The 13,753-nt window shown below is 62.3% G+C and carries 13 protein-coding genes and 1 pseudogene; 6 read left to right on the plus strand and 8 right to left on the minus strand.

The annotated features are described in order from the left end of the window. Positions 1-183 precede the first annotated feature (183 nt). Together ACTAQJ_RS21570 and paaZ are read left to right on the plus strand one after the other, a co-directional pair. Entirely contained in the window at positions 184-888 is a 705-nt protein-coding gene (locus tag ACTAQJ_RS21570; protein WP_498699262.1) for a tyrosine-protein phosphatase, read from the plus strand. Positions 889-1,099: 211 nt separating this feature from the next. Beyond that, positions 1,100-3,199 (plus strand): phenylacetic acid degradation bifunctional protein PaaZ, encoded by a 2,100-nt coding sequence (gene paaZ, locus ACTAQJ_RS21575; protein WP_498699264.1) that lies wholly within the window; start codon positions 1,100-1,102, stop codon positions 3,197-3,199. 129 nt (positions 3,200-3,328) lie between these two features. On the opposite strand, the gene ACTAQJ_RS21580 is transcribed toward paaZ, so the two are convergent. Beyond that, on the minus strand, positions 3,329-3,736 hold the full coding sequence (locus tag ACTAQJ_RS21580) for a VOC family protein (RefSeq protein WP_431116342.1): 408 nt from the start codon (positions 3,734-3,736) through the stop codon (positions 3,329-3,331). A 133-nt stretch (positions 3,737-3,869) separates the two neighbouring features. Between ACTAQJ_RS21580 and ACTAQJ_RS21585 the strand changes: the two genes are divergently transcribed. Next, positions 3,870-4,406, plus strand: a complete 537-nt coding sequence (locus tag ACTAQJ_RS21585) for a mismatch-specific DNA-glycosylase (RefSeq protein WP_431116341.1) — start codon at positions 3,870-3,872, stop codon at positions 4,404-4,406. A 19-nt stretch (positions 4,407-4,425) separates the two neighbouring features. On the opposite strand, the gene ACTAQJ_RS21590 is transcribed toward ACTAQJ_RS21585, so the two are convergent. Beyond that, entirely contained in the window at positions 4,426-4,995 is a 570-nt protein-coding gene (locus tag ACTAQJ_RS21590) for a TetR/AcrR family transcriptional regulator (RefSeq protein ID WP_498699266.1), read from the minus strand. Positions 4,996-5,108: 113 nt separating this feature from the next. Here ACTAQJ_RS21590 and ACTAQJ_RS21595 point away from each other — a divergent pair, with 113 nt between their 5' ends. Continuing rightward, a complete protein-coding gene (locus ACTAQJ_RS21595) occupies positions 5,109-6,122 on the plus strand; it encodes an SLAC1 family transporter (RefSeq protein WP_498699268.1) in 1,014 nt (337 codons plus the stop codon). Positions 6,123-6,142: 20 nt separating this feature from the next. Here the strand turns inward: ACTAQJ_RS21595 and ACTAQJ_RS21600 are convergent. The 4 genes and pseudogenes from ACTAQJ_RS21600 to ACTAQJ_RS21615 form a co-directional block, all read right to left on the minus strand. Continuing rightward, positions 6,143-7,404 (minus strand): annotated as a pseudogene (locus ACTAQJ_RS21600) (IS110 family RNA-guided transposase). Between the two features lie 216 nt (positions 7,405-7,620). Continuing rightward, positions 7,621-8,223 (minus strand): TetR/AcrR family transcriptional regulator, encoded by a 603-nt coding sequence (locus ACTAQJ_RS21605; protein WP_498699269.1) that lies wholly within the window; start codon positions 8,221-8,223, stop codon positions 7,621-7,623. Between the two features lie 53 nt (positions 8,224-8,276). Continuing rightward, positions 8,277-9,626 carry a phenylacetate--CoA ligase PaaK gene (paaK, locus tag ACTAQJ_RS21610; protein WP_498699270.1) on the minus strand — a complete coding sequence of 450 codons (1,350 nt, stop codon included), beginning with the start codon at positions 9,624-9,626 and terminating at the stop codon, positions 8,277-8,279. A 9-nt stretch (positions 9,627-9,635) separates the two neighbouring features. After that, a complete protein-coding gene (locus tag ACTAQJ_RS21615; protein WP_224088717.1) occupies positions 9,636-10,103 on the minus strand; it encodes a hotdog fold thioesterase in 468 nt (155 codons plus the stop codon). 119 nt (positions 10,104-10,222) lie between these two features. Here ACTAQJ_RS21615 and ACTAQJ_RS21620 point away from each other — a divergent pair, with 119 nt between their 5' ends. Continuing rightward, complete coding sequence (locus ACTAQJ_RS21620; RefSeq protein WP_498699274.1) at positions 10,223-10,831, plus strand: GNAT family N-acetyltransferase; 609 nt, start codon at positions 10,223-10,225, stop codon at positions 10,829-10,831. Between the two features lie 24 nt (positions 10,832-10,855). On the opposite strand, the gene ACTAQJ_RS21625 is transcribed toward ACTAQJ_RS21620, so the two are convergent. Together ACTAQJ_RS21625 and ACTAQJ_RS21630 are read right to left on the minus strand one after the other, a co-directional pair. Further along, on the minus strand, positions 10,856-12,412 hold the full coding sequence (locus tag ACTAQJ_RS21625; RefSeq protein WP_498699276.1) for a putative bifunctional diguanylate cyclase/phosphodiesterase: 1,557 nt from the start codon (positions 12,410-12,412) through the stop codon (positions 10,856-10,858). 2 nt (positions 12,413-12,414) lie between these two features. Then, on the minus strand, positions 12,415-13,467 hold the full coding sequence (locus ACTAQJ_RS21630; protein ID WP_498699280.1) for a hypothetical protein: 1,053 nt from the start codon (positions 13,465-13,467) through the stop codon (positions 12,415-12,417). A 105-nt stretch (positions 13,468-13,572) separates the two neighbouring features. Between ACTAQJ_RS21630 and ACTAQJ_RS21635 the strand changes: the two genes are divergently transcribed. Then, positions 13,573-13,746 carry a hypothetical protein gene (locus tag ACTAQJ_RS21635; RefSeq protein ID WP_224088709.1) on the plus strand — a complete coding sequence of 58 codons (174 nt, stop codon included), beginning with the start codon at positions 13,573-13,575 and terminating at the stop codon, positions 13,744-13,746. Positions 13,747-13,753 lie beyond the last annotated feature (7 nt).

A 13,753-nucleotide genomic window follows, 5' to 3' on the forward strand; every position in this document is an offset into this window, starting at 1 on the left:
CTTGCGCTCTCTGCTGAACGGTTTACTTGTGGGTTGGTGCCTGTGTTTCGTGCGTCGATACGTATCGTCGATGCGCATCGAGAATGAGTATGACATGAGTCACTCGCCGCGCGCAATACCCCCTTCCGTTGCTCTCTCATCTTCTCTCACATCACTGCAGGCGAATGTGCTTAGCTGGCTCCTATGGACGGGATAGCACCGCAGTTGGGTGTCCACTGGGATGGCGCCGTGAACGCCTGGCGGATCGCGGGGGACGTGTACAGGATGGGTCGCCACGAGTGGGTCACCGAAGCCGGTTGGCACCAGATGTACGACGACGGCATCCGCACCGTCATCGATTTGCGCGCCTCGGGCGAGCGGCGGCAACGCGACACCGATCCCGAGGTGCCGGACGACGTGAAGGCTCGGATCGACGTCGTACATTGCCCCACGGAGGACCCCGACCATAGCGATTTCGGCGAGCTCTTCGGCCCGTACCTGAAGGACCCGGCGCAGTACGGCGAGTATGTCAGGCTGTTCGCGGGAAAGATTGCGGCCGTCTTCAAAGCCATAGCGGTCGCGCCTGGCAAGGTGGTGATTCACTGCTCGGCGGGCAGGGACCGCAGCGGGGTGATCGCCCTCATGTTGCAACGTTTGGCCGGTCTTGGTGATGACGAAATCCTGCGCGGGTACGAACTTGCGGCACGGGGGATCAATGAGCGGCACCGCACCCACGGCGCACCCCACGCGCACGATCCCTACCTTTCGGACGAGGAGTTTGAGGCTTGGTTGGAGCAGAAGCTTACGGGCGTGCGGACATTCTTGGGTTCGCTGGACGTCGAGTCATTCTTGGTGCGGAATGGTGTCACGGACGCGGAAGTGGCGGCGATCCGCGCCAAGCTGCGGTGATGTGAGAGAAGGATGGCCCGAATCAGGCGGTATGTGAGAGAGGATCGGCTGGAATCGGGCGGTATGTGAGAGAAGGACAAAATTGCTGCTGTACTCCTCCGGGCATTCATGTACCCTGTATATATTACCGAACGGCCGGTCAGTAATGTTTGCGCTCCCGCAGACCCAATGACCGAGCCGATTTCACGTGCCTTGGAAGGACCCGTCGACGATGACCACTACCGCAGTCGCCCCGGAAACCACAGCCGTTGCAACCGTCCCCAGCTACGTCCAGGATGCCTGGTGGACGCCGGCTCCTGACGCCAAGACCGTCCCGGTCCGTGATGCCAGCACAGGAGAAGTCCTGGCCAACGTCAGCACCGACGGACTGGACTTTGCCGCCGTCGTAAATCACGGCCGCACCACCGGCCAAGCGGAACTTGGAAAGCTGACCTTCCACCAGCGTGCGCTCAAGCTCAAAGAGCTTGCCATGTACCTCAACGGCCGGCGTGAAGAGCTGTACGAGTCCTCGTCGCAGTCCGGCGCAACCAAGATCGACAACATGATCGACATCGACGGCGGCATCGGCGTTCTCTTCACGTTTGGGTCCAAGGGGCGCCGTGAACTGCCCAACTCGCAGGTTGTGGTGGATGGGCCGATGGAGGTGCTGTCAAAGGATGGTTCGTTCGCCGGTGAGCACATCTACACCCGCATCCCCGGTGTTGCGGTGCAGATCAACGCCTTCAATTTCCCGGTCTGGGGCATGCTGGAGAAGTTCGCGCCCGCCTTCCTGGCCGGTGTTCCCACCATCGTCAAGCCGGCCACCCCCACGGGCTACGTTGCAGCTGCCGCCGTCAAGGCGATCGTCGAGTCCGGCATCCTGCCCGCGGGATCCCTTCAGCTGATTTCCGGCTCCGCCCGGACCATACTGGACGAGCTGGATTACCGCGACCTCGTCTCCTTCACTGGCTCGGCCTCTACCGCGAATTCGCTCAAGGCCCACCACAATGTGGTTCAGGGCGGTGTCCGGTTCACGTGTGAGACGGATTCCCTGAACGCCGCGATCCTGGGTCCCGACGCCGTTCCCGGCACTCCGGAATTCGACGCGTTTGTCCGGGCCGTAGTCACCGAAATGACCGTCAAAGCGGGCCAGAAGTGCACGGCCATCCGCCGCGTGATCGTCCCGAAGGAGCTGATTTCCGACGTCTCTGCCGCCATCGGTGCGCGCATCAATGAGCGTGTGGTGGTTGGTGATCCTCGTGCCGAGGGCGTCACCATGGGCGCCCTGGCTTCGCTGGAGCAGCTCGCAGACGTCCGCGCGGCCGTTCAGTCAATGCTCGACGCCGGTGGTGAGCTTGCGTACGGGTCCCTCGATTCGCCGTCGGTCACCTCGGTTGGCGGCGCGGTGGGTGTGGTGGAAGACGGGGCGTTCATGTCTCCTGTACTCCTCAACTGGGCCGACGCGGAAGCCGAAGAAGTCCACTCCCTTGAAGCTTTCGGCCCCGTCTCCTCGGTGATCGGATACTCGGATCTCGCCGACGCCATCCGCCTCGCAGCCCGCGGCTCGGGTTCATTGGTGGCGTCCGTGTGCACCAATGATCCTTCCGTGGCGCAGGAACTGGTGCTCGGAATCGCAGCGCACCACGGCCGCGTCCATATGCTCAACCGCGAGGACGCACGGTCCTCCACCGGACACGGCTCACCCGTACCGCACCTGGTCCACGGTGGTCCTGGCCGCGCAGGTGGCGGCGAGGAGTTGGGCGGTATCCGCTCGGTCCTGCACCACATGCAGCGCACCGCCATCCAGGGCTCGCCGAACATGCTCACCGCCGTCACCGGTCAATGGCACACGGGCGCTGACCGCAACTTCACGGTGGAAACCGAAGGCGAGCACCCTTTCCGGAAGCACCTCTCGACGCTGAGGATCGGCGACGCCGTTCGTTCCGATCTGCGCCAGGTGACCCTTGAGGACATCACAGCCTTCGCCAACTCCACGGGCGATACGTTCTATGCACACACCAATCAGGAAGCGGCCGAGGCCAACCCGTTCTTCCCGGGCATCGTCGCGCATGGCTACCTGCTCCTGAGCTGGGCTGCCGGGTTGTTCGTGGAGCCCGCGCCGGGTCCCGTGCTGGCCAACTACGGCTTGGAGAACCTGCGCTTCATCACGCCCGTGGCAGCCGGCGACTCCATCCGGGTCACGTTGACCGCCAAGAAGATCACACCGCGTGAGACTGACGAATACGGCGAGGTTGCCTGGGACGCGGTGCTCACCAACCAGAACGACGAAATCGTAGCCACGTACGACGTCCTGACCCTCGTGGAAAAGTAACCTTCTCTCACATCCGGACGGTTTCCGGCGGTTCTTCTCTCACATCCGGACGTTTTCCGGCGGTTCTTCTCTCACATAACGACGAAGCGCGTCCCCATGCAGGGGGCGCGCTTCGTCTTAAGGGGCCGGTTACAGCTGGTATTCGGCCTGTTGGCCGAGCGTCTCGTGGATGCACAGAACGTTGTTCTCTGTATCCATGAACCAAGCGCACTTCTCGGCATCCGTGGTGCAAATGTGGTTATCGGTCTTGAGATCAGGCTCGTCGTAGTCCTGGAACTTGACGCCTTGAGCTTCCATCTCCGCAACAGTCCGCTCGATGTCCTCGACCTCAAAACTCAGGGCGGTATGACCGGAGTGCTTACCGTCCGTGACCGGCAACAACTGCAGCAAGGGGCCGCCGTCGTTGCCAAATAGATCATTTCCGTCCCATGTCCTGCCACGATGCGGAAGACCGAGCTTTTCCGCGTAGAACTCTCGTGCGCGGCTCAGGTCATCGACAGGCAGGACAGTTGTGGCTGTGTTAAGGGCTAGATGCATTTGGCCACCTCCTACGCTGAAAAGTTTACGCTCGAGGGCTCCGGAAGGATCTTACGAATGCATGTCCTAGGGTAGACGAATGGGATTTAGCAGGTCTGCGCTAGACGCGTTTCGGGGCCGAACCCTGCCGGACTTGGTCTCGGATCAGACACGGCTCCTGTTCGTCGGCATCAATCCTGGTCTGCGTGCCGCTGCAGTGCAGGCGCACTTCGGTGGTGGCAGCAATCGCTTCTATCCAGCGCTATTTCAGGCTGGCATCGTCGATCGTCGGATCGATGCCTCGGCAGGGTTCCGCTCGGAGGACCTCGACCATCTGCTGGAGCGGGGCGTTGGAATCACGTCAATAGTTGCGGAGGCTTCGGCGCGCGCGGATGAACTCACCACCGAGCAACTTCTTGCCGGAGCCAAAGAGCTATCTGCGCGGGTAGAACACATCGCCCCAGCAATGGTAGCGATTTTGGGAATCAGCGCCTATCGGACTGCTTTTGCCCGGCCGCGGGCGGTCTGGGGACTACAGCCGGATTCGCTGGGGAGTACCCCGGTCTGGGTACTCCCGAACCCGAGCGGCTTGAACAGGCATGCGAGTCTTGCTGATCTCGCCGCTGCCTACCGTGAAGTCGCTGTAGCGGCTGGAATCGAGCCCTTTTCTGGTCCGGAACAGCTACCGTAGCCGGGCCAGCTGTTAGCCTTCACAGTCCGCCGATGAGTCCGTCGATAATGTTGCTGAACCTCTCAGCGGGGCCGCCTGTTTTGACCAAGACGCTAAGTCCGATGACGGAAGCAACGAGTTGGCTGGCGACAGTGTCGGGGACCTGATCGGCGCGGAATTCTCCAGACTCTTGTCCTTGCACAATTGCTTGCCGGAACACGGCTTCGATCTGAGAGAACATCTGGTTCGCAACCTGATTCACCTCGGCGTCAGCTGCGCCGAGCTCCGCTGCGGCATTGACCATGACGCAGCCACGTTGATGCTCGCCCACCCCCGCCAGGGCCATGAGTGCCTGTTCCAGACGCGGCCGGATTGGTCCGGGAGCTACGAACATGCCCGTTAAGTACTCGACTCGGGCCTCGCTGTAGCGCCGAAGGGCACGCAGAAACAAGGCATGTTTGCTCTCAAACGTGTTGTACAGGCTGCCCTTGCCGATTCCCAACTCGCTGGCTAACTCCTGCGGCGTTGTGCCGGCATACCCTTGGCGCCAGAACAAGTCCATCGCCCTGTTAACCGCCTCGCCAGCCTCAAATTGCATCGGTCTACCCATGGGAACAGCGTAACGCTCATGGTATTGTACTTCTAGGTCAAAAACCGCTGTTGAGCACATATTCGGCCCACTACGCAGTGAGAAATGGGATCCCCTTGTCCATACGCCCGCCCTTGGAGAACACCGTTGCCTTAGCGACTTCCCGTCGAACCCGAGTCCCCCTGAATACGCTCGCTATACCGCTTGGTTTAGCGGGCCTCGCACAAGTTTGGTCGGCGGCGACCTCGTCCTTCCAAGCCCCGATCGAACTTGCGCAAGCATTCTGGCTGGTCGCCGCCATTGCCTGGCTTTGGACCATCGCGGTGCACGTCCATCGCGGCAGGCGCACGGACCAATCCCTCTCCAATCAGCTCAAGCACTTCGCGCAGGGCCCGCTCGCTGCCTTGCTTCCGATTGCAGCAATGTTGCTTGGGGCAGGGCTTTATCGCACTATTCCTCTAGCCGGAACCATTGTGACCGGTGTTTCCATTGGCGTTGCCGCCGCGTTCGCGGCATGGATTTTGAACTTCTGGATGCGCGGCGAGCTACCACTCGAATCTGTACATGGCGGCTACTTCCTACCCACCAGCGCAGCTGGTTTCGTTGGTGCGCTCACCGCAAGACAGACGGGACTCGACTGGCTCGCGGTCGGAAGTTTCGCCGTCGGGCTCTTCTTCTGGCTGGTGATCTCTGTGTTTTTCTTCCTGCGACTCGCACTTCGACCTACGATGCCGGAATCGCTGACCCCGACGCTGGCGATCATGATCGCTCCACCCGCGGTGGCGGCGGCCGCGTGGCTTGCCATCTCCGGGGGTCGACCCGACTACATGTTCGAGGGGCTGACGGCCATAACGGTGTTGATGGTATTGATCCAGCTAACCCTGTTGCGACGCTACCGGGCCTTGCCGTTCTCCCTGGGATTCTGGTCGTTCACGTTTCCTTTGGCGAGCGTTGCCGCTCTCGCCATCACCTGGTTGCATCTGGGCAAACCGGCTGGCTGGGAGGCGATGACGATTGGCGTGGTCGCGATGGTGACGACTGTCGTTGTGCTGGTTGCGGCAAAATCGATCACAGTGTTTTTCCGCCTCGCCGCCTCGGCCCGGCGACAAAGGGTGAGAGAAGAACCGGGAAAACCGGCCCGGATGTGAGAGTGCCCCTATGTTTTTCGTCAAGTGGTGGCGGGTGTTGGGGGTTGGTAGAGGGCGCCGTCGCGGAGCATTGCGTAGAGGGTGTCACAGCGGCGTCGTGCCAGGGCAATGATTGCCTGGTTGTGGCGTTTTCCTTCGGCGCGTTTGCGTTCGTAGTAGGCCCGGGACGGCGGGTCGTGGAGCGCAGCGAACGCGGAGAGGAAAAGAGTTCGTTTGAGGACTTTGTTGCCTTTTCTGGAGGAGTGGTCGCCGCGGATGGAGGACCCGGATCGCCAGGTGACTGGGGCCAGCCCGGCGTAAGAGGCCAGGTGCCCGGCGGTGGGGAAGTCTTTCCCGGCGACTTCGGTGAGGATTCGTGCGGCGGTCCTGATGCCCACGGCCGGCAGAGACATCAGGACCGGGTGAAGAGGGTGGGCCTCCACGAGTGCTTCGACCTGGGTGAGGACCATGGCGCGGTTTTCGTGAAGCCCGGAGAGCATGGCCGCGAGCTGGGGCAGCACGATGGTCGCGGCATTCGTGCCGACAACAGTGACTGTTTGCCGGCCCAGGGCCTCGATGATTTCATCGGCAAGGCGTTCGCCCATCCGCGGCGCGAGTTTGGTCAGCCGGTTCCCGATCCGGCGCCGGCCTGCGTGACGGAGCTCTTCGGGGGTAGGCCAGGTCCGCAGCAGGTCCAGCACCGCAGGATGATCCATGTAGGGTCCCAACACCCTTTCCAGAGCAGGGTGGATCTGGGTGAGCAGCCCGCGGATCCGGTTCGAGGTCGCCGTGGCCTGCTTGGCCAGGTCATCATCGAAACCACAAAGCATGCTCAGCTCAGCGAGCTGCTCATCGGCCAACTGAACCGAGCGCAATGTATGCGGCATGGTCCTGGCGGCCTCGGCGATGATGAACGCATCCCGGGCATCGGTTTTCGCCTCTCCGGGGTGCAGGTCCGCGATCCGGCGCATCGCCAGCCCCGGCAGATACCCGACAAGAACACCGGCGGCCTGGGCCACCGCTACCGGCAACGCGCCGATGGTTGCTGGCTGGTCAACGACCAACAACACTCGTCCGGCGTCCTCGAGTTCGGCGATGATTTCCCGGATTTTGGCTTCATCGTTGGGCAGCGCCCGGTCCAGCAATTTCTTTCCGGCCCGGTCCACGGCAACGGCATGATGGACGCCCTTGCCAACATCCAGACCAATAAACACTTCGACACCATCGTGGTTCGCGATCATCCGGTCCCTCCAGTCGTAGTCAGCTCCCATGCTGGCCCGGCAGCGGTGTCAGGACCCGGCACCCACGTTACGCACGACGTTCCCGAACTGTCCTGCCCCTATCAGCGGTCTCCCGGCACCTACCAACCCCGGTGACAACACTCTCAAGATCATCGGATCGACAGAGGAACGCAATCATGCCGGGGCAGCAGGCCAGCACACCCACATCCTGCACCAGGAAACGGGCTACGAAAAAGGTAACGAGGAACCGCGGAAACGCGTCCGGATGTGAGAGAGGGTCAGGCGGCGGTGTGGAGGCCGTCGAAGGCCATGGTGATGACGTCGTCGGCGAGTTTCTCGGGGGAGAGGGAGCCGCCTGGCTTGTACCACTCCACGATCGAGTTGATGGTGCCGAACAGCAGCCGGGTGACCGTGCGGGGATCGATGTCCTGTCGCAGGGAGCCGTCTTGCCGGGCCGCGGCGATGAGGGCGGCAACCTTGTGGTCGAAGGCGCGCCGGCGTTCCAGGGCGTCGCGTTCGATCTCGGTATTTCCCCGCAGGCGCAGCAGCAATGTGACGAACGGCAACCTGTCCACCAGCACTGCGATAGTCTGCCGAAGCACGAACTCCAGGCGAGCATCGGCCGGACCGGAGGTGGCGGCAGGTTCGTCGAGGATGGCCTCCAAACCGCCGAGCGCGTGGTCCAGGGCGAGCTTCAGCAGATCGCCCTTGGACGGCACGTGGTGGTAGATGGCTGACTTGGAGATCCCGAGGTTCTCGGCCAGGATGCCCATGGACGTTGCATCGTACCCGTGGCGGTTGAAGACGTCGACGGCGATGCGGAGCACCGACTGCTGGTCGTAACCGGGCCGTCCGCGCTTGGTGGTTGTCTCAGTAGGCATGGTGGCATTTTCTCACGATCTCTAGACGGGTTGCCGTTCAGCGACGCCGCATGTCAGCCCTTTGGCCGCAGGTCGTAGATCCGGCGGAGCTTCCCGTTGGAACGCTCAAGAGAACCAGGCTCCACAACGTCAACCACGCAAGAAGACCCGACGTGAATCTTGATCTGCTCGCGCAAGGTGCGGGCCGCCGTCGTGCTTGACTCTGCGGGGACGTTTTCGCGCCGCTCAATTTTCACGGTCAGCGAATCCATGCGTTTGCCCTCGGGGCGGGTGATTTCGAGCTGGAAGTGCGGGCTGAGCTCGGGGATCCGCAGGGCGATTTCTTCGATCTGGGACGGGAAGAGGTTCACCCCGCGGAGGATGATCATGTCGTCGCTGCGGCCCGTGATGCGGCCCATCCGGCGGTGTGCCGGGCGGGCGGTACCGGGGAGCAGGCGGGTGAGGTCCTTGGTGCGGTAGCGGATGATCGGCAGCGCTTCCTTGGTCAGCGACGTGAAAACCAGTTCGCCGGGTTCGCCGTCCCCGAGGACCGTGGAATGATCGAACGGATCGATGATTTCGGGCCGGAAATGGTCTTCCCAGATGTGGCAGCCGTCTTGAGTTTCAACAGCCTCGCCAGCGACGCCCGGGCCCATGACTTCGGAGAGCCCGTAGATGTCGCAGGCCTTGATGTTCATGGTGGTTTCGAGTTCGTGGCGCATCTCTTCGGTCCACGGCTCGGCGCCCAGCACGGCGTACTTCAGTGACGTGGAGGTGGGGTCGATGCCTTGATGCGCCATGGCATCGGCGATCGTGAGCAGGTATGTGGGGGTGGCCAGGATGGCGTCCGGCTTGAAGTCCTGGATGAGCTGGATCTGGCGTTCGGTCTGGCCGCCGGACATCGGGATGACCGTGCAGCCCAGCGCTTCGGCGCCGGCGTGGGCGCCGAGGCCGCCGGTGAAGAGACCGTAGCCGTAAGCGTTGTGGACCTTCATTCCGGGGCGGACGCCGGAGGCGCGCAGGGAACGGGCCACCAGGGTTGCCCAGTTGGCGAGGTCGTTCTTGGTGTAGCCCACCACGGTGGGGCGGCCGGTGGTGCCGGAGCTCGCGTGGATGCGGGCAACCTCGTGCTGCGGGACCGCGAACATGCCGAAGGGGTACTCCAGGCGGAGGTCTTCCTTGGTGGTGTACGGGAACTTGCCGAGATCGCTCAACTCGCGGAGGTCCGTGGGGTGCACGCCGGCTTCATCGAACTTGCGCTTGTACAGCGGCACGCGATCGTAGGCGTACGCCACCGTGTGCTGCAGGCGGCTGAGCTGGAGTGCTTCGAGCTCGTCGCGGGACATCGTCTCTTCGCGGTCCAGGATAGGGGCCGCTTCCTTGGAGGAGGGCGACGCGGGCGCGGCGACGGTGTTCTGGGTCATCTGGAGTTCCTACTTCTTGGAGATGGTGCGGCTGCGGCCCCGGAACTCTGCAATGAGTTCTCCGGGATCTGGATCGGGGGTGGCGCCCGCGGCGCCGGGTGAAGCCGCGTAGATCTGGATGTCGTAGAGGCCGCTCCGGCCGGTACTCGCGCGACGGTTTGCGACGGCGGTAATCACCTGGCCTTCGAACGCCGGCTTGATGAAGTTGATGTCGACGCCGGATGCCACCGTGATGTTGGCGGCTTGCTTTGGCGTGGGGTTGGCCGGGTTGCAGGCCAGTGCGAAGGCCGTGTCCGCGAAGGCGAAGATCATTCCGCCATGGGCCATTCCGAATCCATTGAGCATTTCCTGGCGGAGGTGCATGCGGATGGTGGCATGGCCGTCGTCGATCTTGAGGACCTCAATGCCCATCCATTCAGACGCGTAGTCGTTCGTCAGGATGTGGTGCGTTGCACCGGAGAGGGTTGTTTCAACCATGCGTCATTGCCTCCAGCTTTATTTACCGAATGTTCATTAGGTAATCCCAGATCGGGCCAACTGTCAAGACTGGCCAAGCTCGCGGCGAGAATTTGGACCCGCCTAGTAGCCTCGAAGACATGCCCGAAATTGAGCTTCCGATCATGACCGAACGACTCATTCTGCGGCGCTTCGAGGCCGAGGACCTCGAGCGGTTCCACGCGTATCAGTCGCTGCCGGAAACTGCCCGGTACCTGCTGCGAAACGAACTGACCAAGACGCAATCCATGGAGGTTCTGGGCCGCTACGCGAATGCCCAGTTCAAGCATGAAGGCGACTGGGCCTGCCTCGCCATTGAACGCCAGGACCGCCCAGGACTTATGGGCGAGATCGTCCTGAAATGGCTGGAGGGAACAGGCCAGGCTGAGCTTGGCTGGATCCTCCACCCCGAGGGCAGGGGTCAGGGAATCGCCACGGAGGCGGCGGAGGCTGTCATGAAGCTGGCGTTCGGCCAGTTGAACTTCCACCGCATAGACGCGAAACTCGATGCGCTCAATACCGGCTCCGCCGGCATTTGCAAACGCTTGGGTATGCGGTTGGAGGCCACCCTCGTGGACAACTGGCACTACAAAGGCCAGTGGGCCACCGAGAACATTTATGCGATCCTCGACTCCGAATGGCGGGCGCGCCAAGAGGGGGCCGGACGCCGCCGGCGCCCGTCAGCCAGCCGAAAGGGCGCCGCAGAATAAAGCCAACCCACCGCCGTCGTGCGTTTAATCCCGGATCGGCCAGGTCTTGTGGTGCTTCAGCTGTTCGGTGAGTTGTGCCTCCGGCAACGGCCGGCTGAAGTAGTAGCCTTGGCCGCTGGTGCACCCAATACTGAGCAGGAAGTCTGCCTGCTCCGCGGTTTCGATGCCCTCCCACACCGCACCCAGGCCGCACGCACGAATGAGTTGCAGGACTGCCGCGAGGAGGGCGGGCTGCGCGGGGTCGCTGCCGAGCGCGGAGAGGAGTGTTCGGTCCACCTTGACGGCGTGCACGGGCAAGCGGCGGAGGTAGTCAATGGAGGAGTAGCCGGTGCCGAAATCGTCGATCTCCATCTCGATGCCGAGCCGCCGGAGGCTGTTCAGCGTGTAGCGGTCAAGGTCGTTGCCTTGAATGACTGCGCTTTCGGTCAGCTCCAGAACCAGCAGCGAGGGGTCCAGCCCGGCCGAGGCCAGGGCTTCGCGTACGTCCTCCACGAACTCCAGTCGCTGGAGGTCTGCGGCGGACACGTTGATGCGCATGTTGAAGTCGTGGCGTCCCGTGAGGGGGTCGCTGCGCCACCGCTGCAACTGCTCGACGGCGGTGCGCAGCACCCACCCGCCCAGATCGGAAATCATCCCCGTTTCCTCGGCGATGGGGATGAATTCATCCGGCATGATCATGCCGCGGGTGGGGTGGTTCCAACGGACCAGGGCCTCGACGCCTTCAATTCCGCGGGTGTCCAAGCGGATGATGGGCTGGTAGTAGAGCACCAGCTGCGAACCGGCGATCGCTTCTTTGAGCTCACCGACGAGTTGGTTGCGCAGTTGCCGGGCAAGTAGCATGTCGGCGTCAAAAACCTTCAATTTGCCGCGACCATCAGCCTTGGATTCGTACATGGCGATGTCGGCTTCCATCATCAATTCCTCGGCGGTCTTGCCGGTATCCGCCATGCGGAGGCCCATGCTGGCGCCGCACCGTACGTGTTGGCCTTCGATCTCCATGGTCCCGTCCAGCGCCGCGAGGATCCGGTTCCCGATGGAAGCCGCCTTCGCCGGGGTAACGTCCTGCAGCAGGATTGCGAATTCGTCGCCGCCCATGCGGGCCACCATGTCCTCCTCGCGAACGGCAGCGCTGATGCGGTTGGCCACCGTTTCCAGCACCTTGTCTCCGATGGTGTGGCCCAGGGAGTCATTGACGCCTTTGAAGCCGTTCATGTCCATCAGGAGGATGGCTGCCCGTTGGCTGCCGTTGGGGCCACGCTCCTGGGCTTGGCCTAATGCGGCGGAGAAGGCGGAGCGGTTGTGAAGGCCGGTGAGGGGATCCGTCATGGCCATGTGCTGCATTTCGCGGTGGGCCTCGTGCAATTGCCGGGTGCGGGCTGCGACCCGCTGCTCCAGCTCTTCATAGATGATCTGAAGGTCCTCGGCGAGGAGGTTGGTGCCCATGATGACGGCGTCGATTTCGTCGCGGGCATCAGAGATTTCAATCCTGGTGTTCAGGTCTCCCGCAGCAAGCCTGACGATGCCATCAAGCAGCAACCCCAAGCGCGGATCTGTTGCATCATTCGAGTTTGCCTCAGGCATGGTCACCCCCCGTGCGGTTCGCCTCGCTGATCAACCATATCCCGGAGGTATTCTCGAACGGCCAAGCTTCGATCAGGCAGCGCTGCCTGATCGAAAAGACTTGCGGTTTCGCTGAAGGTCGCCACGGCTTCTTCCCGGCGGTCCAGGGCGAGCAAAGTCCTGGCCAAGAGGAAGTGGGACTCCGCGGAGGTTTGGGTGGCGAGGATCGAAGACCGCGCACACAAGGGCTCAAGGATGGTGAGGGCTTCCTGCATGTCGCCGTTGAGATAGTTCCAGTGGGCGCGGACCAGGGACATTTCCAAATGGTCCCGCTCGGAACCGCCCACGATGTCTGTAGCGAGCTCGGCCCTCTCAATACAGCGGAGAGTAGCGGCATCACTCAGCCGGGCCTGAAGCCGCATTTCCGCCGAGGCGCGATTGAAGCGGGCCCACAAGTCCACGTCCTTGGATGGAGACAGCCGTTCGGAAGCAAGATCATGATAGCGGCTTCCATCTTCAACCCGGTTTGCCAGGAAGGCCACATTGCCGATCACCCAATAGCCCTTGCCTGCGGTGTCTTCGTCGATGTCTTCGGTCAGCAGGGATTCCAGCTCCAAGCACTCACGCCAGGCATCGTCCAGGAGCCGGCTTTCGGCAAGGGAAGCAATGAGTGCGCGCTGCGCCAGGATCTGCACGTACACCAGGTCCGCGTCCCGGGCAGCAAGTTTGGCGGCATCAGCGGCCATGGCAGCGGCCTCCGCCAGCCGCCCCAGTCCCTGCAGGGCAACGGCAACCATGGTCCCGGCTTTGGCCCCTAGCTCAGGTGAGGACGCCGTGAGCTCGTGCTCGTTCAGTTCCAGTGCCAACGCCAGGTATTCATCGATCCGGCCTTGGTCCCGTAGGCATTCGGCCTGCAAGTAACGCATGTTCCACCAGGAGACTTCATCCCCGGCATCAGCGGCAAGATGTGCGGCTTCCCCGGCTAAGCGAAAGGCCTCGTCAAAGTTACGTTCTTTCCATTTGGCGCGAGCATTGAGTCCGGCTACAAGATGGGGCGTTAATTGTGGACTCTGCATGTGCCCATTATCCATGTCCTTAGTGAAGAAAAGCTCGTATAGTTTGCCTCGTGACCTTTTTCAAGTCACACCGGTAATTCGCATCAGTATGAAAGGGCACAGCGGATGAAGAAATTTGCGGCAACACTGCTCATGGCAGCAGTTCTGGCAGTAACGGGGCTGGCTGCTCCGGCTAACGCCGAGCCTTCGCAGGATAGCAACAGTACGGCAATCGGCTGGTGGCCGAACAGCACAACCACCAAAACGAATACCACCACCATAGGTTGGTGGCCGAACTAAATTGGGG

The sequence above is a fragment of the Arthrobacter sp. alpha11c genome, assembly GCF_054149985.1.

What these genes read in the sequence shown, in the direction of transcription:
- ACTAQJ_RS21580 (WP_431116342.1), bottom strand. Translation starts at nt 3,736, where the DNA reads ATGCATCTAGCCCTTAACACAGCCACAACTGTCCTGCCTGTCGATGAC.
- paaK (WP_498699270.1), bottom strand. Translation starts at nt 9,626, where the DNA reads ATGACCCAGAACACCGTCGCCGCGCCCGCGTCGCCCTCCTCCAAGGAA.
- ACTAQJ_RS21635 (WP_224088709.1), top strand. Translation starts at nt 13,573, where the DNA reads ATGAAGAAATTTGCGGCAACACTGCTCATGGCAGCAGTTCTGGCAGTA.
- ACTAQJ_RS21625 (WP_498699276.1), bottom strand. Translation starts at nt 12,412, where the DNA reads ATGCCTGAGGCAAACTCGAATGATGCAACAGATCCGCGCTTGGGGTTG.
- ACTAQJ_RS21590 (WP_498699266.1), bottom strand. Translation starts at nt 4,995, where the DNA reads ATGGGTAGACCGATGCAATTTGAGGCTGGCGAGGCGGTTAACAGGGCG.
- ACTAQJ_RS21605 (WP_498699269.1), bottom strand. Translation starts at nt 8,223, where the DNA reads ATGCCTACTGAGACAACCACCAAGCGCGGACGGCCCGGTTACGACCAG.
- paaZ (WP_498699264.1), top strand. Translation starts at nt 1,100, where the DNA reads ATGACCACTACCGCAGTCGCCCCGGAAACCACAGCCGTTGCAACCGTC.
- ACTAQJ_RS21570 (WP_498699262.1), top strand. Translation starts at nt 184, where the DNA reads ATGGACGGGATAGCACCGCAGTTGGGTGTCCACTGGGATGGCGCCGTG.
- ACTAQJ_RS21630 (WP_498699280.1), bottom strand. Translation starts at nt 13,467, where the DNA reads ATGCAGAGTCCACAATTAACGCCCCATCTTGTAGCCGGACTCAATGCT.
- ACTAQJ_RS21615 (WP_224088717.1), bottom strand. Translation starts at nt 10,103, where the DNA reads ATGGTTGAAACAACCCTCTCCGGTGCAACGCACCACATCCTGACGAAC.
- ACTAQJ_RS21620 (WP_498699274.1), top strand. Translation starts at nt 10,223, where the DNA reads ATGCCCGAAATTGAGCTTCCGATCATGACCGAACGACTCATTCTGCGG.